The organism is Sphingopyxis alaskensis RB2256 (assembly GCF_000013985.1).
GTDB lineage: Bacteria > Pseudomonadota > Alphaproteobacteria > Sphingomonadales > Sphingomonadaceae > Sphingopyxis > Sphingopyxis alaskensis.
In genome coordinates this window covers 3,195,275-3,219,105 of the sequence record NC_008048.1, presented here as the reverse complement: position 1 = coordinate 3,219,105, position 23,831 = coordinate 3,195,275, and the positions used below count along the sequence as shown (strand labels likewise).

The window sequence follows — 23,831 nt, the reverse complement described above, 5'->3', positions numbered from 1 at the left end:
CTCGACTTCGCTCGATGCGAGCGGGCTTATTTGAAGGAGTTCTCCCATGACCGAAGACACCCCCATTTCCGTCACGATGGAAAAGGATGGCGAAATCGCCGTCATCATCGTCAACAACCCCCCCGTGAACGCGCTGAGCTGGCACGTCCGTCAGGGGCTCGCAGATCATTTCAAGGCCGCGCTGGCCGACGACAGCGTGAAAGCGATCGTGCTGCGCTGCGCCGGCGCGACCTTCATCGCGGGCGCCGACATCAGCGAATTCGGCAAGCCGCCGCGCGGTCCCGATTTCAACGCGGTGCTCAACAGCATCGAAGTGGCCTCAAAGCCCGTCGTCGCCGCGATCCACGGCACCGCGCTCGGCGGCGGGCTGGAGACCGCGCTCGTCTGCCATTATCGCATCGCCGTTCCCTCGGCGAAGCTCGGCGTGCCCGAAGTCAAGCTGGGCCTGCTGCCCGGTGCGGGCGGTACGCAGCGCCTGCCGCGCATCGTCGGCGTCGAAGCCGCGGCGACGATGACCTCGACCGGCGATCCGGTGCCGGCGCCCAAGGCGAAGGAGATGGGGCTGGTCGATGAACTCGCGGGTGAGGACAGCCTGGCCGCCGATGCCATCGCCTTTGCGCGCGCGAAGATCGCCGACGGCCCGCGCCCGACGCGCGAACGCCCGGTGTTTGGCGACGTCGCGGTGATCGAACGGCTGAAGGCCGCCAATGCCAAGCGCTGGCGCGGGTTCGAGGCACCTTACGCCAACCTCGCCTGCGTCGAGGCGGCGACGCGGCTGCCCTTCGACGAAGGCCTCGCCTTCGAGCGCGAGCAGTTCATGAAGCTGATGTTCGGCAGCCAGTCGGCGGCGCAGCGCCACATCTTCTTTGCCGAACGCCAGGCGGCGAAGATCGACGGCCTGCCCAAGGACACAAAGCTGCGCGACGTCAAAAAGGTCGGCATCATCGGCGCCGGGACGATGGGCGGCGGGATCATGATGAACTTTCTGCAAAAGGGCATCCCCTGCACGATCGTCGAAATGGCGCAGGATGCGCTCGACCGCGGGCTTGGCGTCGTGCGCAAGAATTACGACGCCAGTGCCGCCAAGGGCCGCTTCACGCCCGAACAGGTCGACCAGATGATGGGACTGATCACCCCCTCGCTGAGCCTCGACGACCTGGCCGACTGCGACCTCATCATCGAGGCGGTCTATGAGAATATGGACGTCAAGAAGGACATTTTCGGCAAGCTCGACACGATCGCCAAGCCCGGCGCGATCCTCGCGTCGAACACCTCCTATCTCGATATCGACGAGATCGCGACCGCGACGAACCGCCCCGGCGACGTGCTGGGCATGCATTTCTTCTCGCCCGCCAATGTGATGAAACTGCTCGAAGTCGTGCGCGGCGAAAAGACCGCGCCCGACGCGCTGGCGACCGCGATGGCTACGGGCAAGAAGATCGGCAAGGTCGCGGTGGTTGCGGGCGTATGCGACGGCTTCATCGGCAACCGGATGCTCAAACCGCGCCAGATGGAGGCGATGAAGCTGCTGCTCGAAGGGGCGACCCCGGCGCAGGTCGACAAGGTTCATGTCGATTTCGGCATGCCGATGGGGCCGTTCCAGATGAGCGACCTTGCCGGCGTCGACATCGGCTGGCACCGCGACCCGAACCGCATCGAAAACATCCGCGACGCGCTGTGCGCCGAGGGCCGCTGGGGCCAGAAGAAGCAGGCGGGTTTTTACGATTATGACGAGAAACGCAACCCGTCGGAAAGCCCGCGCGTTGCCGAGATCATCGAGGAGTTCCGCAAAAAGGCCGGTATCGAAAAGCGCGAAATCACCGACCAGGAGATCATCGAGCGCACCCTCTATCCCATGGTCAACGAAGGTGCGCGGATCCTGGAGGAAGGCAAGGCGCAACGGGCATCGGACATCGATGTCGTCTGGATCTATGGCTATGGCTGGCCGGTCTATCGCGGCGGCCCGATGTTCTGGGCGGGGCTGGAAGGCACCGACAAGATCGTCGCCGCGCTCGAAAAGCACGGGTTCGAGATCGCACCTCTGCTGAAAGCGAAGGCAGAGGCGAAATCGGGTTTCTGATCGCTTCGTGAAACCCGGTGTCGCCGCCTCCGCGGGGCACCGGGTTTATGAAAGAAAGGCCGTCTGTCCCACCATGGGGCAGGCGGCCTTTTCATGGCCGCACGAGCGCCGCGGCCATGATCGAAAAGTTGCGATTCAGGGTTAAGGCGCTGGCAAGACCTGCCGTTAGGGCAGAGCATGAACGCCATGTCCCTTGCCGCCGCCCTGTTGCTCGTCGCGAGCGCCCCGGCCGCCGCGCCCGCACCGCAGCGCCCGCAGGTTAGCGCCGTGGGTATCGCGCACGCGCGCATCCTGGCGCCCGCCGAGGTGCGGCGCGTCAACGGGCGGCTGGAAGTACGCAGCGGCAGCCGCGAGGCGCCGACGCAGGTCCACCGCACCGAACGGCGCGACGGCGGCGAAACCGCGGACTTTTACTAGGCTGTAGTGACAATTTAGGGGTTCCCAACTGACGCGAGTTCTGATTCAACACTGGCTTTTGGAGGCTGGTGTGGAAGGCGAGGTTCTCAGGGACGATCAGTGGGAGCGGCTTCGGGAGTTTGTGCCTGGTGGCCGCAAGGGCAAGCGCGGACCGCGCAGCGATGGTCGGCGGTTTCTGGATGCTTTGCTGTGGCTGGCGCATTCGGGTGGGCGGTGGCGTGATCTGCCCGAGCGATTTGGCCCCTACCAGACTGTAAAGCGGCGCTATTATCGTTGGATCGAACAGGGGGTGATCGACCGGATATTCGCAGCCGTGTCCGATGACCCCGACATCGAATGGCTGGCGATCGACGCCACCGTAATCCGTGCCCAAGCCCAGGCCGCCGGGGCCAGGGTAAAAAGGGGGGCGTTCAAGCCCAGGCTCTGGGCCGCTCAAGAGGCGGGTTCGGGACCAAGATCCACGCTGTAGTCGATGCTCTCGGCCTGCCGGTGCGCTTCATGCTCGGCCCCGGCCAGCAGAACGATATGGCCCCGGCCTGCGACCTGATCCGCGGCCTGAAGGCCGAACACGTGCTGGCCGACCGCGCCTACGACGCCGACAGCCTGTGCGATCTCATCACCGAACAAGGCGGCGAACCGGTCATTCCGCCCCGCCGCCACCGCAAGGTCCAGCGCAGTTACGACCGCATCGCATACAAACAGCGCTGGGGCATCGAGGGCTTCTTCGCCAAACTCAAGCAATGGCGACGCATCGCCACCCGCCATGACAAACTCGCCGCAAACTTCCTTGGCTTCATCAAACTCGCAAGCATAATGTTGTGGCTCAAATGATTAAATTGTCACTACAGCCTAGAGCGCGATGACATGATATTGATCCACCGTGATTGCCCCCTGAAGTTCGTCGGCAAGAAGCGTCTCGCAGGACGGGCTGGTTGCCCGGACCAGAGACGCGCCGCTGTCCGGCGGGCTTCAGGGGGCAACCCCTCCGGGGCGGGCCGATTCTGGCCGATTGCCACGTTGCTCGTCGGGCGCGATGTCCCGCATCGCGCCGCTCCTCGCGCCTCGCACTCGGCCAAAATCGCCTCCGTCACGGTGGATCAATATCAGGTCATCGCGCTCTAAGGCGTCGGCCTCAGCCCTTTTCGCCGGGAAAAAAGCGCGCGATCACGTCGCTTGCCAGCCGCGCGGGGCGCAGCGTTTCGGCGTCGATGCAGCACCAGCTCGATTTGACCTCGGCCAGCACTTCCTCGCCGCGGCGGATCACCGTTTCGTAAAAGGCGCGCGCGCCCTGCACCTTTTCGAGGATGACCGTCGCGATGACCTGATCGTCGAGAAAGGCCGGGCGGCGATAGGTGATTTCATGCTTGAGCGCGACCCACAGGTGCGCGGCCACGGCTTCGGGCGGCGCGATCTTGCGCCAGTGCGACAGGACCGCATCCTGAACCCAGCTCAGATAATGGGCGTTGTTCACATGCCCCATGAAGTCGATGGCGTCGGCGCCGACGGCAATGGGATGATCGTGCGGGAGCGAGGCTGTCGCCATATCGTTTACACTAGTGTCAACAAAATGTGACGGAAAGATGAAATATCACCCCCGCCCGCGATAGGGCGCGACGCCCTGGTCGGGGAGCCACAGTCCGGCAGGCGGCGGGCCCGACTGCCAGAAAACGTCGATCGGGATGCCCCCGCGCGGATACCAGTAACCGCCGATGCGCAGCCATTGCGGCTGCATCTCGTCGAACAGGCGGCGGCCGATGCCGACGGTGCAATCCTCGTGAAAACCGGCATGGTTGCGGAAAGAACCGAGGAACAGCTTGAGGCTCTTCGATTCGACGATCGTTTCGCCGGGCGCATAGTCGATCACCAGATGCGCGAAATCGGGCTGGCCGGTCACCGGGCAGAGCGAGGTGAACTCGGGCGCGGCGAAGCGGACGAGATAAAGCTCGCCCGCGCGCGGATTGGGCACATAGTCGAGCACGGCGGCCTCGGGCGAGGCAGGCAGTTCGCTCGATTGGCCAAGATGTTTGGGCACCAGCGGCGTGGGGGTGGAATCGGTCATGGAATCGCTCTAGTGCGCAGCGCGGTCGATGTCATCGACCTCGTGAGGCGAATGTCGCCGGGTTCAGCGCCAATTCACCGGCGCAGGCGAGATATGGATAGTTTGGGATCGCGGACAGGATGAGCGTGCGCAATTTCGGGGAGGATCGGGCGGCCCACGTCGCGCTGGTGGTAACGTTGCTGGCCGCAACCGCGTCCGCCAGCGCGCAGGACAGCGGCGCTGCCACGCAAAATCCGCCGCGCGCGATCGATTTCCGGCTCCAGCCCGAAGACGATGGCCGCGCGCCGGGGGTTCAGGGGCCCGCCGACAACGGCCTGCCGCCCGTCGCGCCGGGCGAACGCCGTGGCCCGCCGACGCCTGCACCAACACCCGCACCGACATCGCCCGCCACGCCGCCGCGCGTCGTCCCGACCCAGCCCGATACGGCGAGCACGCCCGCACCGGCGCCCGCGCGCCGTCCGGCACCGGCGGCCACCGATGCGCCGCGCGCCGACGCCGCAGCCGACGCCGCGCCGCCCCTGACGCCTCCCGACGCGGCGGACTCGCCGCCGATCGATTCGGCGGCAACGGCGCCGGATATGCCTGCGCCGGAGGCGGCAGCGACCACATCGCCCGCCCCGCCAGCCGACGCCGCGCCGTCGGACACCCCGATCTGGGCGTGGGTGCTGGCCGCGCTCGCCGCGCTGGGCGCGGGCCTGTGGTACTGGCGCCGCCGCGCCGCGCCCGTGGGGCCGGCGCTGGACGAGGCGCCCGAAGCCGCGCCACCGCCGCGCGCACCGCGCCCGGTCCAGCCGCCGCTTCCCGAAGCCGCGGCGCCGCGCCCACCCGCACCTCCCGCTGCCGCCCCGGCGCCGCCGCGCCCCGCTTCGCCGCTCGTCACGCGCCCCGCGGCCGAGCGCCGGGCGATCATCGCCATGGCGCTGGAGATTCGCGCCATCCGCTTTGCCGCCGATCATGTCGCGGTCGGCTTCGCGCTCAACCTGCTCAACCAGGGCAGCGCCGAGGCGACCGGCCTGATGGTTCGCATCGCGCTGGGTCAGGGATCTGCGATGACCGAGCCGGTGCTCGGCCGTTTCTTCGACGGCGCGGGCGGCAGCATATTGCGCGACGACATGATGCTTGCCCCCGGCGCGGGCGAGCTATTGTCGACCGAAGTGATGCTGCCGCGCGCGACGATCGAGCCGCTGATGATCGGCGGCAAACCCATGCTCGTGCCCGTGCTGGCGATCGACGTCACCTATCATTGGGATGGCGAAGGCGACGCCTTCGGACAGAATGCCGACAGCTTCGTTCTCGGCCGCGAACAGGGGCCAGGCGGCAGCGACAAGCTCGCCCCGCTCGCGCTCGACCGCGCAGCCTATACGGTCGACCGCCCGGCCGCCCGACCGACGGCGGTACGCCGCAGCCAATAGACCTCCAGCCGCCCGATCCGCCGCTTTTATTGTTGCGGTGCAACAAAGGCTGGGGCAGAGCGGACCCGCTTGAAAAAGCACAGGTGGGGGCATAGGCTGATGATCCCCCGAAAGAAGCCACAGCAGGATGGCCGGGCGAGGGACAGGCAGAAGCTTCCCCGACCGGCGGTAACAGGAGCATGACATGGACGCCTTGGTCTCAACCGACTGGCTGGAACGCGAACTGGGGGCATCGGACCTGCGGGTCGTCGATGCGACGAAATTCCTGGGGACCGATCGCGACGCGCGCGCCGAATATGAGGCGGGCCACATCCCCGGCGCGGTGTTCATGGACCTCGCCGACCTGACCGACACGTCCAGCGCGATCGAGAATATGGCGCCGCCCGCCGAAAAATTCGCCAGCCGGATGCAGTCGCTCGGCCTCGGTGACGGCAGCCGCATCGTGCTTTACGACGACAGCCCGCTCAAGAGCGCGGCGCGCGCCTGGTGGCTGCTCAAATTGTTCGGCGCGCATGACGTCGCGCTGCTCGACGGCGGGCTTGCCAAGTGGAAGGCCGAGGGCCGCGCGCTCGAAATGGGCAAGCAGACGCTGCGCCACCGTCACTTCACCGTCTGGCGCGATCCCAAGGCGGTGCGCACCAAGGAACAGATGCTCGCCAACCTGGACAGCGGCGCCGAACAGGTCGTCGATGCGCGCCCCGCGGCGCGTTTCACCGGTGAGGAACGCGATCCGCGCCCCGGCCTCGCGCCCGGCCATATTCCCGGTTCGCGCAGCCTGCCGCACAGCGAATTGTTCAACGCCGACGGCACGTGGAAGCGCGGCGACGCGCTGAAAGCCGCTTTCGACGCCGCGGGAATCGACCTCGACAAACCACTCGTCGCAACCTGCGGCAGCGGCATGACCGCCACCGTCGTCGCCTTTGGCGCCCACCTGCTCGGCAAGGACGATGTCGCGGTCTATGACGGCAGCTGGCTCGAATGGGGCGCCGACGCCGCGACGCCCAAGGCGACCGGCGCAGCCTGATCGCGGGCGCAGCTTTCGCCCCGCAATGCTTTTTCTGGCTTGTCTCACCCCGGCGCCGCGCTAATCTCGCGGCATCGGGGCAAGGCAACCTCCCGGTCAGGCGTTCGCCCAAGCGTTGCTTTTTCAGCCGGTTCGTCCCGGATGGAGAAGTATGCCGATGACCGACATCCCCGACGTCGCCCCCTCGCCGCGCCACCCCCGTTTCGCCGACGCGATCCGTGCTTATGCGCGCGTCGGTTGCCTCAGCTTCGGCGGCCCGGCGGGGCAGATCGCGCTGATGCACCGCGAGTTCGTCGATGAGCGCCGCTGGGTTGACGAGGCGACCTTCCTCCACGCGCTCAATTTCTGCAACCTGCTGCCCGGCCCCGAGGCGCAGCAGCTTGCGACGTGGATCGGCTGGCGACTGCACGGGTTGAAGGGCGGCCTCGCGGCGGGATTGCTGTTCGTCCTTCCGGGCGCCGCCGTGATGCTCGGCCTGTCGATGCTCTATGTCCTCGCCGCAGGGCTGGGCTGGTTCGCGGCGCTGTTCCTCGGCATCAAGGCGGCGGTGCTCGCGATCGTCGTGCAGGCGCTGCTGCGTATCGCGGCGCGCGCGCTCAAGACGCCGCTGCAGCGCGGCATCGCCCTTGCCTCCTTCGTCGCGATCGCGATTTTCACGCTTCCCTTTCCGCTGGTGATCCTCGGCGCGCTGCTGATCGGCGGAGCGGCCGGGCGCTGGCGGTCGGAATGGCTGAAGCTGTCGCCCACCGTCGCGGCGCCCCCGCCGCCCGCGCCTTCGCCGTGGAAGCAGAGCCTTTCGGCAATCCTGATCTGGGGCGCGGTCTGGGCCGCACCGATGCTGCTGATCCTCGCAACGCTCGGCCGCGGCCATGTGCTGTGGGATATCGGCGCCTTTTTCTCGCAGTTGGCGGTCGTCACCTTCGGCGGCGCCTATGCGGTGCTTGCCTATATGGCACAGGAAGCGGTCAGCGGCTTCGGCTGGCTGCAACCGGGCGAGATGGCCGACGGGCTGGGGCTTGCCGAAACGACGCCGGGGCCGCTGATCCTCGTTACCCAATTTGTCGGCTTTCTCGCCGCTTATCGCGATGCGGCGCCGTTCACGCCCTTTGTCGCGGCGCTGTTCGGCGCGGGCCTGACGCTGTGGGTGACCTTCGCGCCCTGCTTTCTGTGGATCTTCACCTTCGCACCGTGGATCGACCGGCTCGAGCGCGCGACGGGATTGAAGGGCGCGCTTGCGGCGGTGACCGCGGCGGTGGTCGGCGTGATCGCCAACCTGTCGCTGTGGTTCGCGCTGCATGTGCTGTTCCGTGACCTGATCCGCAGCGGATGGGGCGTGGAACTGCCGGTGCTTGCCAGCCTCGACCTTCGCGCGCTGGCGCTGGCGCTGCTCGCGGCGCTGCTGCTGTTCCGCTTCAGGATGGGGATTGTGCCGGTGCTGGCGCTCTGTTCGGCGGCCGGTCTGCTGGTCGGCTTTGTCGTTCCGTCACTGGATTTTACCTGACGCTTCGCTACGATTGCCCGATGACGACCGACGACGACAGCCTCCGCCCCGCGACGCGGCTCGTTCAGGGCGGGCGGCGGCCCGAATGGACCGGCGATCCGCGGCTGGGCGGCGGGATCGTCAATCCGCCCGTCTGGCGCGCGTCGACGATCCTGTACGACACTGTCGCCGACCTGAAGGCGCGCGGTCATGCGACGCACGACAAGCTTTATTACGGCCGCCGCGGGACGCCGACGGTGTGGGCACTCGCCGACGCCCTGACGGCGATGGAGCCGGGCGCCGCAGGAACCTTGCTCTATCCCTCCGGGGTCGCCGCCAATTCGGCGGGGCTGCTCGCGCTGCTGTCGCCGGGCGATCACCTGCTGATGGTCGACAGCGCCTATGAGCCGACGCGCGCCTTCTGCGACGGGATGCTCGCGCGGCTGGGCGTGACGACGACCTATTATGATCCGCTCGTCGGTGCCGCGATCGCCGAACTGATCCGCCCCGAAACGCGGCTGATCTTCCTCGAATCGCCGGGCAGCCTGACCTTCGAGGTGCAGGATGTGCCCGCGATCACCGGCGTCGCGCGGGCACGCGGCGTGCTGACGATGATCGACAATACGTGGGCGACGCCCTTGCTGTTTCCCGCGCTGGCGCACGGGGTCGATGTCGCGATGATGAGCCTCACCAAATATGTCGGCGGGCACAGCGACGCGATGATGGGCTCGCTCACCGCGACGCGCGCCGTGTGGCCGAAGCTGCGCAGCGCCGCCTATCAACTCGGCCAGGCGGTGTCGCCCGACGATTGCGCGCTCATGCTGCGCGGACTGCGCACGCTCGACGTACGGATGCAGCGCCATGGCGAAAATGGGCTTGTGGTCGCAAACTGGCTTGCCGCGCGCGGCGAAGTCGGCCGCGTGCTCCATCCGGCGCTGGCAGGCGATGGCGGCCATGCGATCTGGGCGCGCGATTTTTCGGGCCCCAGCGGGCTGTTCGGCTTCACGCTGAAGGGCGCCGACGAGGGCGCGCGCACGCGCTTTATCGACGCACTGACGCAATTCGGCATAGGCTTCAGCTGGGGCGGTTATGAAAGCCTTGTCGTGCCCGCCGACCCGGCGGGCATCCGCACCGCGACACGCTGGACCGACCCCGACCCGCTCGTCCGCCTGTCGATCGGGCTCGAGGACCCGGCCGACCTGATCGCCGACCTCGAGCGCGGCTTTGCCGCGATGACGGCATGAACGAACTCGACGCGCTGTTCGCCCGCATGGGTTTTCCGGCGCTCGCCGAGGCGCAGCTGGTCGAGCTGGGCGTCGCGGGGGGGCTGGCGGTGTTTGCGCTCGCCACGAGCTGGCTGGTCGGAAAACGGATCGGTCCCCGGCTTGCCGACTGGCTGCACGGGCAGGATCTGGGTGCGCGCGGACCGCTCACCGAACGCGCCGGCGCGATGCTCGGCTGGATCGCCGCGCTGCTCATCGTCGGTCTCGCCGGTGCGCTCTGGCCGTGGCATCCCTATGCGCTGCTGCTGCTGAACCTGCTGTTCGCGCTCGGTGTTGCGGCGCTGGCGCGGCACCTATTGATCGGCGTCGGGCTGGGCGACGGGGCCGCGCTGGCCGGGGCATTCGTGGCGCTCGTCGTCATGATGTCGCGTGCGGTCGGCGGGCTGGAGTTGTTGCAGGAACGGCTCGACGCCTTCGGCTTTTCGATCGGCGACCGGCATTTTTCGTTGCTCACCGTCGTCAACCTGCTGGTCACCGTGGTCATCCTTTTCACGCTGGTTCGGCTGGCGACGCGCGTGCTGCGGCGCACGATCAGGGGTAGCGAGCGTTTCGATCCGACGCAGCGGCTGCTCATCGAAAAGATTTCGGCGGTGCTGATCGTCGTCGCCGCCTTCTTTGTCGGCATCGACATATTGGGCATCGACCTCACCGCCTTTGCGGTGTTTTCCGGCGCGCTCGGTCTTGCAATCGGTTTCGGGCTGCAAAAGACCGTCGGCAATCTGATCGCGGGCATCATCCTGCTGATGGACCGCTCGATCAAGCCCGGCGACGTCATCGCGGTCGGCGACAGTTTCGGATGGGTGAACAAGATCGGCGTGCGCGCCGTGTCGGTGATCACGCGCGAGGGCAAGGAACATCTGATCCCCAACGAAATCCTGATGACGCAGGAGGTCGAGAACTGGAGCTATTCAAGCCGCACGGTGCGCGTGAGCATCGCGGTGGGGGTCGCCTATGACACCGACCTGCGGCTGGCGCAGCAGCTGATGATCGAGGCCGCCAAGGAAGCGAAGCGTGTGCTCCCCGATCCTGCCCCGGTATGCTGGATCACCGGTTTCGGCGACAGCAGCGTCGACCATGAGGTGCGCTTCTGGATCACCGACCCGGAGGCGGGGATCGGCAATATCAAGGGCGATGTGTTCCTGCGCATCTGGGACAAGTTCCAGGCGGCGGGAATCGAAATCCCCTATCCGCAGCGCGATCTGCATGTGCGCGCGATGCCCGAAACGGCGACGAAGGCAGCGAAGGCGACGAAGGCGAAAAGCTGAACCGTCGCCCTTCAGAACCCCACTTTCTTCGCCCGTTCGACGCATTCGACGATGATGCGCTTGGCCTCGTCGACATCGCCCCAGCCGTTGAGCTTCGCCCATTTGCCGGGTTCGAGATCCTTGTAATGGGTGAAGAAATGCTCGATCTGCTGCAGCACGATCGGCGGCATGTCGGTGTAGCTCGCGACATCCTTGTAATAGGGAAAGGTCTTGTTGACCGGCACGCAGAGCAGTTTCTCGTCGCCGCCGGCGTCATCCTCCATCATCAGCACGCCGATCGGGCGGCATTTGACCACCGCGCCGGCGACGATCGGCGAGCGCGCGACGACGAGGGCATCGAGCGGATCGCCATCATCGCCGAGCGTGTGCGGAATGAAACCATAATTGGCGGGATAGCGCATCGGCGTGTGCAGGAAACGGTCGACGAACAGCGCGCCCGACGCCTTGTCGAACTCATATTTCACCGGCTCGCCGCCGATCGGCACTTCGATCAGGACGTTGAGGCTGTCGGGCGGGCTGTCGCCCGCCGGGATGAGGTCGATACGCATGGGAGAAATCCTGTCTTTTCTTGATTCGCGCGCGGCCTTAGCGCCGGAGGCCCCGCAAAGTCGAGGGTCATCAGCCCTGCAATGTCCGGATGATCGCCGAAAAGTCGCGACCGTCCTTGTCGGCTTCGACAAAGGCTTCGTATAGCTCGCGCGCTTTCGTCCCCATCGGCACGTCGGCGTTGACGCTCGCCGCCGCTTCCATCGCGAGACGCAGATCCTTGAGCATCAGCGCCGCGGCAAACCCGCCCTTGTAATCATTGTCGGCGGGCGTGACCGGACCGACGCCGGGGAGCGGCGCATAGCTGGTCAGCGACCAGCATTGCCCCGACGAGACGCTAGCGATGTCGAAGAATTTTTGCGGATCGAGCCCGAGTTTCTGCGCGAGCGCGAGCGTCTCGCACGTTGCGACCATCGACGCGCCGAGCAGCATGTTGTTGCAGATCTTCGCCGCCTGCCCCGCGCCCGCATCGCCCGCGTGGATCACCGCCTTGCCCATTTTGGCAAGGATCGGCTGCGCGCGCGCAAAGCCTTCTTCGGTGCCGCCGACCATGAAGGTCAGCGTGCCGGCATTGGCGGCGGCGATGCCGCCCGACACCGGCGCATCGACCGCAACGAGGCCCTTGGCGGTCGCGGCCTCGATGTTCGAGCGCGCGGTCGCGACGTCGATCGTCGAGCAGTCGAGGAGCAGCGTGCCCGGCGCAGCGTTCGGAAAGACGTCGTTTTCATAAACACCCGCGACATGCGTGCCCGCGGGGAGCATGGTAACGACGGCCTCGGCGCCGGTCACCGCTTCGGCCGCCGATGCCGCGCGCGAACAGCCCGCATCGGCTGCGCGCGTCAACGCCTCTTCGCTGAGGTCGTAAGCGCGCACGTCATGCCCCGCCTTCGCAAGGTTCGCGGCCATCCCGCCGCCCATGTTGCCGAGTCCGATAAAGGCGATTTTCATTTGTCTCTCCGTTAGCCTCTCCCCTTCAGGGGAGAAGATATGAAGGATTGGCGCGAAGCGCCTAGCCCTAGTTGGAGAGGGGTACGACGTGCAGCTCTGCCCGCGCCCCCCTCTCCCAACCCTCTCCCCTGAAGGGGAGAGGGCTTAGAAGGTCACCGCCCCTTCCACACGCCTTCGCGCTTTTCGATAAAGGCCGCCATGCCTTCGGCCTTGTCCTCGGTCGCGGCGAGGATCTGGAACAGGCGGCGTTCGTAGATCAGCCCCTGGTCGAGCGTCGTTTCGAACGCGGCGTTGACCATATCCTTGTTCACCATTGCGGCCATCGGCGGCATCGATGCGATCAGCGTCGCGGTCTTCACGGCTTCATCGACGAGGCTCTCGTGCTGGACCACGCGCGCGACGAGGCCCGACCGTTCGGCTTCCTCGGCGTCCATCATCCGCCCGGTCAGGCACATTTCCATCGCCTTCGCCTTGCCGATCGCGCGCGTCAGCCGCTGCGATCCGCCCATGCCCGGCGCGACGCCAAGCTTGATTTCGGGCTGGCCGAATTTGGCCCTGTCCGACGCGATGATGAAATCGGCCATCATCGCCAGTTCGCAGCCGCCGCCGAGCGCGAAGCCGTTGACCGCCGCGATCCACGGCTTGCGCACCTTTTTCACGAAATCGCTCGTCCATTTCGAGAAGAAATCTTCGAGGTAGAAATCGGCGGCGGGCTTGTCGGCCATCTCCTTGATGTCAGCGCCTGCGGCGAACGCCTTGTCGCCCGATCCGGTGAGCACCGCGCAACGCTGGCTCTCATCGGCCTCGAACGCCGCGAAGGCGGCGATGAGGTCGTCGAGCACGCCCGAATTGAGCGCATTCAGCGCCTGCGGGCGGTTGAGCGTCACCAAGGTGACGGCGCCGCGCGTTTCGACGAGGAGGGTTTCGTAGGTCATTTGGCAATCTCCTTCGTCATTCCGGCGAAGGCCGGAATCTCGACGGTGAACCCCGGCCTTCGCCGGGGTGACGGTTCAAGTTAGAGGGGTCCATGTCTCGTTTTCGGGCAGCGGCGCGAATATCGCGTCGATCCAGTCGTCGGTCACGCCCTCCGGCGTCGGCGGGTTCCATTTCGGGCTGTTGTCCTTGTCGATTATCAGCGCGCGGACGCCTTCGATGAAGTCGTGCATCTGAACGACGCGGCTGCCGATCGCATATTCCTGCGCCATCTCTGCGGCGAAGTCGTGCATCACCGCCCCCTCCTTGAGCTGGCGCAGCGCGACCTTGCATGTCTGCGGCGATTTGCTGTGTAGCGCGGCCAGTTCCTTTTCGGCCCATTCGCCGCCATCGGCTTCGAGCGCGGCGAGAATGTCCTCGTAGCGGTCGCTGGCGAACAGCCGGTTGATCCTGTCGATATGCCGGGTGATCGCGGCGGGCGGTGCGGCGACCGACAGCTCGCCCAATATGCCGCCGATGCGGTCGGGGTGCGCGGCGATGCGCGCCTTCGCCTCGGCAAGCTTTTCGGACGGCAGATAATGGGTCGCGAGGCCGAGCGCGAGGCACTCCGCCCCGTCGAGCCGCGCGCCGGTAAGCGCGAGGAACACGCCGACGCGCCCCTCGAGCCGCGGCAGATACCAGCCGCCGCCGACGTCGGGGAACAGGCCGATCCCCGTTTCAGGCATCGCAAAACGGGTATGTTCGGTCGCGACGCGATATTTGGCCGGCTGCGAAATGCCGACGCCGCCGCCCATGGTGATGCCGTCCATGAAGGCAACGACAGGCTTGGGATAGGTGAAGAGCAGATGGTTGAGGCGATATTCGGTGTGGAAGAATTGGCGCGCTTCGACCCCGTCCTTCGCACCACTTTCCGCGAGCATACGGATGTCGCCGCCGGCGCAGAAGCCGCGGCCTTCGCTATGCTCGATGGTCACCGCTTCGATGCCATCGTCAGCACGCCATTTCAAAAGCGCATCGATCATCGCCTGACACATTGCGAGGTTGAGCGCATGGATCGCCTTGGGGCGGTTGAGCGCGATGCGTCCGATGCGGCCGTCGGTCGAGATAAGAACGTCTTCGATCATAAAACCTCTCAAAACCTTCTCCCATTGGGAGAAGGATATGGAGCCTTACCGCCTTCGGCGGTTAGGCGGAGTTGGATGAGGGAATCCGCCGTACCGATAGCGCACCGCCCCTCACCCAGCTTCGACTAGCCAGCGAGCTGGCAAGTCTTCGCAACCCTCTCCCGACGGGAGAGGGGGAAATCTATTGGCGCAGCAAATCCCTTCCGACGATCATCCGCATCACCTGATTGGTGCCCTCGAGGATCGAATGGACGCGCAGATCGCGCCAGAACCGCTCGATCGGATAATCCTTCAAATAGCCATAGCCCCCGAACAGCTGAAGCGCATCGTTGACGATCCTGCTGCCATTGTCGGTCGCGAGCCGCTTGGCCATCGCCGAGAAGCGTGACTTGTCGGGGGCGTTCGCAGTGACTTTCGCCGCCGCCATATAGAGCAGCGCGCGCGCGGCTTCGAGGTCGGTCGCCATGTCGGCGAGCATGAACTGGGTGTTCTGGAAATCGGCGACCGGTTGCCCGAACTGCTGGCGGTCCCTGGTGTAGGTGATCGCTTCGTCGAGGCATCGCTGCGCGCCCCCCAGCGAGCAGGCGCCGATGTTGAGGCGGCCGCCGTCGAGCCCCGCCATCGCGAAGCGGAAGCCGTCGCCCTCCGCCCCGACGCGATTCTCGACCGGCACGCGGCAATCCTCGAAAATCACTTGCGCGGTGGGGGAGGCGTTCCAGCCGAGCTTCTTTTCGGGCGCGCCGAAGCTGAGTCCCGGCGTGTCCTTTTCGACGACGAGGCAGCTGATGCCTTTGGCCTTTTCCTCGCCGGTGCGGACCATGCAGACATAGATGTCGTTATAGCCCGCGCCCGAGATGAACTGCTTGGTGCCATTCAGCACATAATGGTCGCCATCCCTTTTCGCGGTCGTCTTGAGCGCCGCGGCGTCGGAGCCCGAGCCCGGCTCGGTCAGGCAATAGCTGGCGATCTTGTCCATGCTGACGAGCGCGGGCAGAAAACGCGCCTTGATTTCGGCGCCGCCGAAGCGGTCTATCATCCACGTCGCCATATTGTGGATCGAGATGTACGCGCTGGTCGCAGGGCAGCCATAGGCCATCGCCTCCATGATCAGCGCCGCCTCGAGCCTGCCGAGCCCGATGCCGCCCGATTCCTCGGCCACATAGATCGCGCCGAAGCCAAGCTCGCCCGCCGCCTTCCACACATCGACGGGATAATGGCTTGCCTCGTCCCATTCGGCCGCGAAGGGCGTGATGCGATCGGCGGTGAACTTGCGCGCCATGTCCTGAATGGCGAGCTGGTCTTCGGTAAGCTGGAACTGGTCGGTCATGCGCTCTTCTCGATGATGATGGCTTCGGCCTCGATTTCGACCTTCCATTCGGGACGGATGAGCGCGGGTATCACGATCATCGTCGATGCCGGGCGGATGTCGCCGAACATCGCCCCGTGCGCGCGGCCGACCAGATCGGCGTCGGCGGGGTCGGTGATATACATGCGCGTGCGCACAACGTCGGCGGGCGAGCCGCCGAGCGCTTCGAGCGCCTCGGCGATGATCGCAAGACAGCGCGCCGCCTGCATCCCCGCGTCGCCGGCGGTCGAGCTGCCGTCGGGCTCGATCGGCGCGCAGCCCGCAACGTCGATGCGACTGCCCACCCGAACCGCGCGGCTGTAGCCATAGACGGGCTCGAACGGAGAAGCCGACGAATGATTGCGCCGCACGCCGTCAGCCACAAGTGACCTGCGTGATCTTGTAGGCGTCGTCATACATCACATTCACCCGGTCCTGACGATAATCCATCGTCATCGCCGAGCGCGGCGGGGCCCAGCGCAGCGTGCGTGCGCCCGATTCCCGGAGGATAGCCGCGCCCATTTCGGCACTGGCACGATGGCCGACATGGCTCTGCACCGCGTCGGCGTTGCAGGTCATTTCGCCGGGCGGCGGCGGGGTCGATTCGACGGGCGCTTCGCTGCTCATGCAGGCGGCGAGCGGCAGGGCGGCGGCGATGGCAAGCAGGCGAACGTCCATGATGTGTCTCCCTTTCAAAACACCGTCATCCGGCACAGCGCGTATAGCGCATCGCATCCGCCGCGGCACCCTCGCCCGCGTCGCGGCGCACAAGCGCCTGACCGCCGTCGACAAGTTCAAGCGTCAGGCGGCGATCCCATTCCTCACCCTCGCCGCTGAAGCGGTAGTCGGCGAGGATGCGACGGGCGCTGCTTTCCCGAACGCGCACGAGTTCGCCATGCGATTCATAAAAGCGCAGATCGGTCGCACCGATCGTCAGCGCGGTGAGGTCGGCGCCCTTCCTCGCGGTACAATCGGCGGCCTTGAGCGCCCAGCGACCGCGGAGCGCGGGCGGAATCGTGTCGCCATCGACGCGGGCGCCATCGGTGGCCGATGCAGCGGCCTCAGCGGTGGCCGGGCTTTCGGCGGGCGCGGGTCGCTCGGCCTTCTCAAGCGGGCTGATCGGCGCGCGGGCGTCGCGGCCCGACTCCTCCTCCTGTCCGCCGCTGCACGCGGCGAGCATCAACAGGGCGGCAGGCATCGTCCATCGCATCATCGTCATTCTCCTTCGCACGGAGAAATGTCCGACCCGGCGCATGGGTTTCATCGACGCTTGCCGATCAACCCATCGTCGGGATAACGAAGGCGTTGCCGCCATCAGGCGATCCGTCGGGCCAGCGCGCGGTCACGGTCTTCACCTTGGTCCAGAACTTCACGCCTTCCATGCCATGCTGGTTGGTGTCGCCGAACGCCGACCGTTTCCAGCCGCCGAAGCTGTGATAGGCGACCGGCACCGGGATCGGCACGTTGATGCCGACCATGCCGACATTGACCCGCGCCGCAAATTCGCGCGCGGCGTGGCCGTTGCGCGTAAAGATCGCGACGCCATTGCCATATTGATGCTTCGACGGCAGTTCGAGCGCGGTTTCGAAATCGGGCGCGCGGACGATCTGGAGCACGGGGCCGAAAATCTCTTCCTTGTATGATTCCATGTCGGGGGTGACATGGTCGAACAGCGTCGGGCCGACGAAGAAGCCCTTTTCGTGGCCCTGCAGCGTGAAGCCGCGGCCGTCGATGACCAGCTCGGCACCTTCGTCGGCGCATTTGGCGATCCAGCCTTCGACCTTTTCCTTGTGCGCCTCTGTCACCACCGGGCCGTAATGCGCCTCGGTATCGGTCGACACGCCGACGCGCAGCGCCTCGATCGCGGGGACGAGTTTTGCGCGCAGGCGGTTCGCGGTGTCCTCACCGACGGGAACGACGACGGGCAGCGCCATGCAGCGTTCGCCCGCCGAGCCGAAGGCCGCGCCGGTCAGGTCGTTCACCACCTGGTCGAGATCGGCGTCGGGCATGACGATGCCATGGTTCTTGGCCCCGCCCATTGCCTGCACGCGCTTGCCGTTCGCAACGCCGCGATTATAGACATAATGCGCGATGTCCGACGAACCGACGAAGCTGACCGCGCCGATGTCGGGATGGTCGAGGATCGCGTCGACCATTTCCTTGTCGCCGTGGACGGTCTGGAAAATCCCCTCGGGCATCCCGGCTTCGAGGAAGAGTTCCGACAGGCGCACGGGCACCGACGGGTCGCGCTCGCTGGGCTTCAGGATGAAGGCGTTGCCCACCGCGGTCGCGACGCCCCCCATCCACAGCGGGATCATCGCGGGGAAGTTGAACGGCGTGATCCCCGCGCCGATGCCGACCGGCTGGCGCATCGAATAGACGTCGATGCCGGGGCCCGCACCCTGCGTATATTCGCCCTTCAACACATGCGGGATGCCGCAGCAGAACTCGATGACTTCGAGGCCGCGCTGGATGTCGCCCTTCGAGTCCGCGATCACCTTGCCATGTTCGCTCGACAGCATTTCGGCGAGCTGGTTCATATTGGCTTCGACGAGGCGCTTGAAATCGAACATCACGCGCGCGCGGCGCTGCGGGTTGGTCGCGGCCCACGCGGGCTGCGCGGCCTTTGCCGCCGCCACGGCGCGGTCGAGGATGGCGCGATCGCCGAGCGCGACCCGCGCCTGCACGCCGCCATTATTGGGGTCGAAGACGTCGCCGAAGCGGGCGGAACCGGCGGCCCCGCCGACAATGTGATGGTCGATCTGTCGCATGGCTGTGAGTCTCCCGAAAGATGTTGCCGCTGCAACAGACCAATCGGGGCGCGATTGCAAGGGATAGACTTGCAGGACTGTCCTGCATATTTGCAGGTCATGGATTGGGACAAGCTGCAATATTTCCTGATGGTCGCGCGCCATGGCACGCTCGCGCGCGCGGGCGCGGCGCTGCATGTCGACGCAACGACGGTGAGCCGCCAGATCAGCGCGCTCGAAGGCGCGCTCCAGCAGACCTTGTTCGAACGCGCGCCGACGGGTTTCGTTCTGACCGCGGCGGGCCGCGCGCTCGTCCCGCACGCCGAAGCGATGGCGGCGGCGGCGGCGCGCATCCACAAGGCCGACGAAAGCGGGGCGGCGCTGTCCGGGCAATTGCGGGTGAGCGTGTCCGAAGGCTTTGGCAACAGCTTCATCGCGCCGCGGCTCGGTCGCTTCGTCGCGGCGCATCCCGAGCTGGAGATCGACCTGGTCGCCTCGTCGGGCTTCCTCAACCCGTCGCGGCGCGAGGCCGACATGGCGGTGCTGCTCGCGCGACCGCGCAAGGGTCCGCTCATCACACGCAAGCTCGCCGATTACAGCCTCGGCCTCTATGCCCCGGCCGACCGGCCCGATTGGCAGGCGGCGGTCGCCGCCACACCGCTGTCGCGCGCCGGCATCCCGGTGATCGGCTATATCCCCGACATCCTCTACGCCCCCGAACTCGATTATCTGGGCGAAATCGAGCCGGGGCTGCGCGCGACCGTCCGCTCCTCGTCGATCCTCGCGCAGCGGCGGATGATCGCGGGCGGCGGGGGGGTCGGGGTGCTCCCCTGCTTCCTCGCGAGCGGTGATCCGGCGCTGGTCCGCGTGCGGCCCGATCAGACGATCGCGCGCGCCTTCTGGCTCGCGCTCCACCGCGACGTCGCCCGGCAGCCGCGGATCAGGGCGTTCATCGACTGGCTGGATGGCGAGGTAAGGGAAAGCCGGGGGTTGCTGGTGCCGGGGTGAACCTTCGTCATTGCGAGGAGCGTAGCGACGAAGCAATCCCCAGCCATCGACATCGCGGACCGATAGCTGGAGATTGCTTCGCTTCGCTCGCAATGACGGGATTATTCTCGATTGCGGGGCTGCCACTGCGACGCGATCAGGCCGCCTTCGCCGAAGAGTCGGTCCATCGCATCGGGCCCCGCCGCCGCCTCGCGCAACCTGTCCGCCAGCGGATCGTCGACCGGCTGACCGCTCCGCAAAAAGGCGATCCACGCCGCAACGGCCGCTTCGAGCGACGGGCACCGCGCACCGCGTGCCTGATGCCACGCCAGCGTCTCCAGCCAGCGCTGCGGGATCTTCTGGCTGCCGTCCATCGCGATCTGGGTCAGCCGGTGATGGAGCGCCGGATTGGCGAAGCGATCGAGCAGCGCACTGGCGTAGGCGGCGAGATCCTGCCCCGGCGCCGCGTCGATCGTCGGCGCGGCCTCGGCGCGCATCAACCGCTCGATCACCGGGCAGATGTCGGGATCGGCGATCGCCTGATGGACAAAATCATGGCCGCGCCCCAGCCCGATATAGGCGAGCGCCGAATGCGCGCCGTTGAGCATCCGGAGCTTCGCGGTCTCATAGGGCGCGACATCGGCGACGAGTTCGACCCCGGCCGCCTCCCAACGCGGGCGCGGGCCCGCGAAATCATCCTCTATCACCCACTGGCTGAAGCCTTCGGTGACGACGGCGCCCTCGTCGCGCGCGCCGAGCGCGGCTTCGACCGCCGCGCGGTCGGCGTCGGTGGTGGCGGGGACGATGCGGTCGATCATCGTCGCGGGACAGGTGCAATTCGCATCGAACCAATCGACAAGACCCGGATACTCGGCGGCGAGATACTGCCGCATCAGCCGTCCCAGAACGGCGCCGTTATTCGCCAGATTGTCGCAGCTCAGCAGCGTCAGCCCCGACAGTCCTGCCGCTTGGCGCGCGGCGAGCGCGGCGCCGACGAAGCGATAGAGGCTCGACGTGCCGTTGGCCGCCGCAAGGTCGAGCGTGCCGTCGGCGGCGCGCAGATAGCCCTTTTCGGTCACTGTGAAGCTGACAATATGCGTCGTGGATGCCGCGATGGCATCGACCACCCCCTGCGGCACGTCTGCCGCGACGAGCACCCGCTGCACCGAGCCGATCAGGCGCAGCGCGCTCCCCGCTGCGCTGCGCGTGCTGACGGTATAGAGCCCGTCCTGCGGACCCAGCTGCGCCGCGACAACGCCCGAGCGCAGCGACACACCGATGATGCCCCAATCGCGGTCGCCCGCGCCCATCGCGTCGTCGGTGTAAACCGCCTGATGCGCGCGGTGAAAGGCGCCGATGCCGATATGAACGATACCGGCGGCCTGCGCGGCGCGGTCGTAGCCCGGCGCCTGCACCGAGGCCGGGAGCGGCGTGTCGGGACCAAGCCTCACAGTTTGTAGGACGCCTTGGCGAGATTGTAGCTGAGATCGGCCGCGAGTTCGGCGGCCTCCCATTCCTCGAGCCGGTGCTCGGAAACGAGTTGGGCCAAAAAGCCGCAGTCGATGCGCCGCGCGACATCGTGCCGCGCGGGGATCGACAGGAAGGCGCGCGTGTCGTCGTTGAAACCGACGGTGTTGTAGAAGCCCGCGGTCTCGGTCATCTGCGACCGGAAGCGCCGCATCCCTTCGGGACTGTCGTGGAACCACCACGCCGGACCCAGCTTCAGCGCCGGATAATGGCCGGCGAGCGGCGCGAGTTCGCGCGCATAGCTCGTCTCGTCGAGCGTGAAGAGGATGATCGTCAGATCCGCCTCATTGCCATAACGCCCAAGCAGCGGGCGCAGCGCGTGGACATAATCGGTTGCGGTCGGGATGTCGGCGCCCTTGTCGCGGCCATGATTCGCGAACAACCAGGGGTTGTGGTTGCGGAAGGCGCCGGGGTGGATCTGCATGACGAGGCCGTCGTCGAGGCTCATCCCCGCCATCACCGTCAGCATATGCGCGCGGAACAGCTCGGCGTCGGCGGCGCTCATATCCTCGCCCGTAACGCGCGCGAACAGCGCCTCGGCTTGCGTCTCCGACAGATCGGCGGTCGCCGCGCTCGGGTGCCCGTGATCGGTCGAGGTCGCACCCATGCTGGCGAAGAAGGCGCGGCGCTTGCGATGTGCCGCGAGATAGCCCGAATAGCTGAATGCATCCTCGCCCGACAGGTTGGAGAAACGCGCAAGATTGTCGCGGAATCCTTCAAATTCGGGATCGACCACGGGATCGGGGCGATAGGCCGTAATAACGCGCCCGCCCCACTCGCCGCTGGCGTTGGCGGCGCGGATGACGGCGTGATGGTCGAGGCTGTCGAGCGGGCTTTCGGTCGTCGCGATCACCTCGATCCCGAAGCGGTCAAACAGCGCGCGCGGGCGAAAGGCGTCGATCGCCAGTGCTTCGGTGATGCGGTCGTAATAAAGGTCCGACGTCTCTGCCGATAATTGCACGTCGAAGCCAAACACCTCGGCGAACACCCAGTCCATCCACATCCGTGACGGGGTGGCGCGGAAGAGATGGTAGTTTTCAGCGAACAGCCGCCAGCTCTCGCGCGGGTCGGCGTCGGCGTTGCCGATCCCGAGCGCGTCGAGCGACACCCCCTGCGAATAGAGCATGCGGAACACATAATGATCGGGATGGAGCAGCAGCTCCGCAGCATTGCCGAACGGCGCATCGCCCGCGAACCATGCCGGATCGGTGTGGCCGTGCGGGCTGACGATCGGCAGACCTGCGACCGCCTTATACAGCCGGCGCGCGATGTCGCGCTGCGCCGGGTCGGACGGGAAGAGGCGGTCGGGTGACAGGTACAGCGGACGCGGCACGGGCCTATTTCGCGCCTTCGACGCTGACCGGCGCGAGGCGCGGGCTGAGGATATGCACCGCGAGCACCGCGAGGAAATAGACGGTGGTGCAGGCGGCGAAGATGAGGGTGTAATTGCCCCCCGTCGCATCGAGCACAAGCCCCGTCGACTTCGCCATGATCATGCCGCCGACGCCGCCCATGAAACCGCCGAGCCCGATTACCGATCCGACCGCGCGTTTCGGAAACATGTCGGGCGGGATCGACAGGATCGTCGAGGAAAAGGCCTGATGCCCCGCGAGCGCGATGCCGATCAGCACGACCGCGAGCCACATATTTTCGAGCCCCGTCACGAACAAGAGCGGCAATACGCAAAGGCCCGCGCCGATCATCGTCACCTTGCGCGCAAAATTGACGCTGTGGCCGGTCTGGATCAGCTTCGACGACACCCAGCCGCCGAGGATGCTGCCGACATCGGAGAGCAGATACATGATGATCATCGGCAGCAGCACGATCTTGAGGTCCACATCATAAGTCGAGCTGAAATATTTGGGCAGCCAGAAGAGCATCAGGAACCACACCGGGTCGGTCAGAAACTTGGCCATCGCAAAGGCCCAGGCTTCGCGCTTGGTGACGATCCGGCTCCAGCCGATGCGTTCGACCTGTTCGGGCGGGTCATGCTCGATCCACGCCAGTTCGGCCTCGCTGACCTTCCCGCTTTCGCGCGGGTTGCTGTAGAGCCAGAGCCAGAGCAGCAGCAGGACGACGCCGAAAATGCCGGTATAGATGAAGGTTTCACGCCAATCGAAGCCGAGCACGCGCATGAAGAGCGCGACGGTCGGCGCGGTCAGGATGACGCCGATCGTCGTCGCGCTATTGACCCAGCCGATCGCATAGGAGCGTTCCTTTTGCGGGAACCATTCGCTCGACGCGCGGACGACCGAGGGAAAATGCCCCGCTTCGCCGACGCCCAGTATGACGCGCGCAAGCATGAAGGAGACGACCGACGACGCAAAGCCGTGCGCGACATGGCCGACCGTCCAGATGCCGATCGCGATCGCATAGCCGATCTTGGGTCCGAAGCGGTCGATCAGCCAGCCCATGAACAGAAAGCCGAGTGCATAGGCCGCCTGGAATGCGGTGACGATGTTGCCATAGTCATTCTCGCTCCACCCCAGCTCCTGCCCAAGCGTCGGCGCGAGCAGGCCGAGCATGGTGCGGTCGATATAGTTGACGGTGGTCGCGGCGAAGAGCACCGCGACGATCAGCCAGCGGTAGCGGCCCGAACGGGGCACCGGCACCGCCGCACCCCTGTCTGCGATTGCCTGTGCCATCATCCT

At 66.4% G+C, this 23,831-nt stretch carries 24 protein-coding genes; 10 read left to right on the top strand and 14 right to left on the bottom strand.

The window, feature by feature from the left end:
* Window positions 1–46 precede the first annotated feature (46 nt).
* From SALA_RS15600 to SALA_RS17685, 4 genes are all read left to right on the top strand, one after another.
* Window positions 47–2,080: a 3-hydroxyacyl-CoA dehydrogenase NAD-binding domain-containing protein gene (locus SALA_RS15600; protein ID WP_011543334.1), complete on the top strand. Its 2,034-nt coding sequence runs from the start codon at window positions 47–49 to the stop codon at window positions 2,078–2,080.
* Between the two features lie 177 nt (window positions 2,081–2,257).
* The gene (locus SALA_RS15595) at window positions 2,258–2,497 is read left to right on the top strand and encodes a hypothetical protein (protein ID WP_011543333.1); all 240 of its coding nucleotides are present in this window, start codon (window positions 2,258–2,260) and stop codon (window positions 2,495–2,497) included.
* A 70-nt stretch (window positions 2,498–2,567) separates the two neighbouring features.
* Window positions 2,568–3,328, top strand: a protein-coding gene (locus SALA_RS15590; RefSeq protein ID WP_153802608.1) for an IS5 family transposase whose coding sequence is annotated in 2 segments (ribosomal slippage) — window positions 2,568–2,892 and window positions 2,892–3,328 — 762 coding nt in all. Because the reading frame shifts where the segments join, the coding sequence is not laid out codon by codon here.
* A gap of 33 nt (window positions 3,329–3,361) precedes the next feature.
* Window positions 3,362–3,619: a hypothetical protein gene (locus SALA_RS17685; protein ID WP_011543332.1), complete on the top strand. Its 258-nt coding sequence runs from the start codon at window positions 3,362–3,364 to the stop codon at window positions 3,617–3,619.
* 10 nt (window positions 3,620–3,629) lie between these two features.
* Here the strand turns inward: SALA_RS17685 and SALA_RS15585 are convergent, their stop codons facing one another.
* Window positions 3,630–4,040 carry an acyl-CoA thioesterase gene (locus SALA_RS15585; protein ID WP_011543331.1) on the bottom strand — a complete coding sequence of 137 codons (411 nt, stop codon included), beginning with the start codon at window positions 4,038–4,040 and terminating at the stop codon, window positions 3,630–3,632.
* A 45-nt stretch (window positions 4,041–4,085) separates the two neighbouring features.
* Entirely contained in the window at window positions 4,086–4,556 is a 471-nt protein-coding gene (gene queF / locus SALA_RS15580; RefSeq protein ID WP_011543330.1) for a preQ(1) synthase, read from the bottom strand.
* A gap of 119 nt (window positions 4,557–4,675) precedes the next feature.
* Here queF and SALA_RS15575 point away from each other — a divergent pair, with 119 nt between their 5' ends.
* From SALA_RS15575 to SALA_RS15555, 5 genes are all read left to right on the top strand, one after another.
* Entirely contained in the window at window positions 4,676–5,968 is a 1,293-nt protein-coding gene (locus SALA_RS15575; RefSeq protein ID WP_011543329.1) for a hypothetical protein, read from the top strand.
* 184 nt (window positions 5,969–6,152) lie between these two features.
* Window positions 6,153–6,992 carry a 3-mercaptopyruvate sulfurtransferase gene (gene sseA / locus SALA_RS15570; RefSeq protein WP_011543328.1) on the top strand — a complete coding sequence of 280 codons (840 nt, stop codon included), beginning with the start codon at window positions 6,153–6,155 and terminating at the stop codon, window positions 6,990–6,992.
* 151 nt (window positions 6,993–7,143) lie between these two features.
* The gene (chrA, locus tag SALA_RS15565) at window positions 7,144–8,493 is read left to right on the top strand and encodes a chromate efflux transporter (protein ID WP_011543327.1); all 1,350 of its coding nucleotides are present in this window, start codon (window positions 7,144–7,146) and stop codon (window positions 8,491–8,493) included.
* 20 nt (window positions 8,494–8,513) lie between these two features.
* The gene (gene metC / locus SALA_RS15560) at window positions 8,514–9,716 is read left to right on the top strand and encodes a cystathionine beta-lyase (protein WP_011543326.1); all 1,203 of its coding nucleotides are present in this window, start codon (window positions 8,514–8,516) and stop codon (window positions 9,714–9,716) included.
* Window positions 9,713–11,020: a mechanosensitive ion channel family protein gene (locus tag SALA_RS15555; protein WP_011543325.1), complete on the top strand. Its 1,308-nt coding sequence runs from the start codon at window positions 9,713–9,715 to the stop codon at window positions 11,018–11,020. The genes metC and SALA_RS15555 overlap by 4 nt, the downstream gene beginning before the upstream one ends.
* Window positions 11,021–11,031: 11 nt before the next feature.
* On the opposite strand, the gene ppa is transcribed toward SALA_RS15555, so the two are convergent.
* The 9 genes from ppa to SALA_RS15510 form a co-directional block, all read right to left on the bottom strand.
* Window positions 11,032–11,568: an inorganic diphosphatase gene (ppa, locus tag SALA_RS15550; protein WP_011543324.1), complete on the bottom strand. Its 537-nt coding sequence runs from the start codon at window positions 11,566–11,568 to the stop codon at window positions 11,032–11,034.
* A 70-nt stretch (window positions 11,569–11,638) separates the two neighbouring features.
* Complete coding sequence (gene mmsB, locus SALA_RS15545) at window positions 11,639–12,514, bottom strand: 3-hydroxyisobutyrate dehydrogenase (RefSeq protein WP_011543323.1); 876 nt, start codon at window positions 12,512–12,514, stop codon at window positions 11,639–11,641.
* A 152-nt stretch (window positions 12,515–12,666) separates the two neighbouring features.
* Window positions 12,667–13,449, bottom strand: coding sequence for an enoyl-CoA hydratase-related protein (locus SALA_RS15540; protein WP_011543322.1), 783 nt, complete (start codon window positions 13,447–13,449; stop codon window positions 12,667–12,669).
* 75 nt (window positions 13,450–13,524) lie between these two features.
* The gene (locus SALA_RS15535) at window positions 13,525–14,571 is read right to left on the bottom strand and encodes an enoyl-CoA hydratase/isomerase family protein (RefSeq protein WP_041383444.1); all 1,047 of its coding nucleotides are present in this window, start codon (window positions 14,569–14,571) and stop codon (window positions 13,525–13,527) included.
* A 181-nt stretch (window positions 14,572–14,752) separates the two neighbouring features.
* Window positions 14,753–15,898, bottom strand: coding sequence for an acyl-CoA dehydrogenase family protein (locus SALA_RS15530; protein WP_011543320.1), 1,146 nt, complete (start codon window positions 15,896–15,898; stop codon window positions 14,753–14,755).
* Window positions 15,895–16,299: a RidA family protein gene (locus tag SALA_RS15525; protein ID WP_153802725.1), complete on the bottom strand. Its 405-nt coding sequence runs from the start codon at window positions 16,297–16,299 to the stop codon at window positions 15,895–15,897. Before SALA_RS15525 ends, SALA_RS15530 begins: the two co-directional genes overlap by 4 nt.
* On the bottom strand, window positions 16,292–16,594 hold the full coding sequence (locus SALA_RS15520) for an I78 family peptidase inhibitor (protein ID WP_011543318.1): 303 nt from the start codon (window positions 16,592–16,594) through the stop codon (window positions 16,292–16,294). Before SALA_RS15520 ends, SALA_RS15525 begins: the two co-directional genes overlap by 8 nt.
* A gap of 25 nt (window positions 16,595–16,619) precedes the next feature.
* Entirely contained in the window at window positions 16,620–17,129 is a 510-nt protein-coding gene (locus SALA_RS15515) for a hypothetical protein (RefSeq protein WP_011543317.1), read from the bottom strand.
* A gap of 64 nt (window positions 17,130–17,193) precedes the next feature.
* On the bottom strand, window positions 17,194–18,687 hold the full coding sequence (locus SALA_RS15510; protein WP_011543316.1) for a CoA-acylating methylmalonate-semialdehyde dehydrogenase: 1,494 nt from the start codon (window positions 18,685–18,687) through the stop codon (window positions 17,194–17,196).
* A 99-nt stretch (window positions 18,688–18,786) separates the two neighbouring features.
* Between SALA_RS15510 and SALA_RS15505 the strand changes: the two genes are divergently transcribed.
* Window positions 18,787–19,674, top strand: coding sequence for a LysR family transcriptional regulator (locus tag SALA_RS15505; protein ID WP_041384205.1), 888 nt, complete (start codon window positions 18,787–18,789; stop codon window positions 19,672–19,674).
* Between the two features lie 101 nt (window positions 19,675–19,775).
* Here the strand turns inward: SALA_RS15505 and SALA_RS15500 are convergent, their stop codons facing one another.
* Genes SALA_RS15500 through SALA_RS15490 form a run of 3 tightly spaced genes read right to left on the bottom strand, consistent with a single transcriptional unit; the run spans window position 19,776 to window position 23,825 of the window.
* Window positions 19,776–21,104, bottom strand: coding sequence for a mannitol dehydrogenase family protein (locus tag SALA_RS15500; protein ID WP_041383442.1), 1,329 nt, complete (start codon window positions 21,102–21,104; stop codon window positions 19,776–19,778).
* On the bottom strand, window positions 21,101–22,513 hold the full coding sequence (uxaC, locus tag SALA_RS15495) for a glucuronate isomerase (RefSeq protein WP_011543313.1): 1,413 nt from the start codon (window positions 22,511–22,513) through the stop codon (window positions 21,101–21,103). The genes SALA_RS15500 and uxaC overlap by 4 nt, the downstream gene beginning before the upstream one ends.
* A 4-nt stretch (window positions 22,514–22,517) precedes the next feature.
* On the bottom strand, window positions 22,518–23,825 hold the full coding sequence (locus tag SALA_RS15490) for an MFS transporter (RefSeq protein WP_011543312.1): 1,308 nt from the start codon (window positions 23,823–23,825) through the stop codon (window positions 22,518–22,520).
* Between the last annotated feature and the right edge of the window lie 6 nt (window positions 23,826–23,831).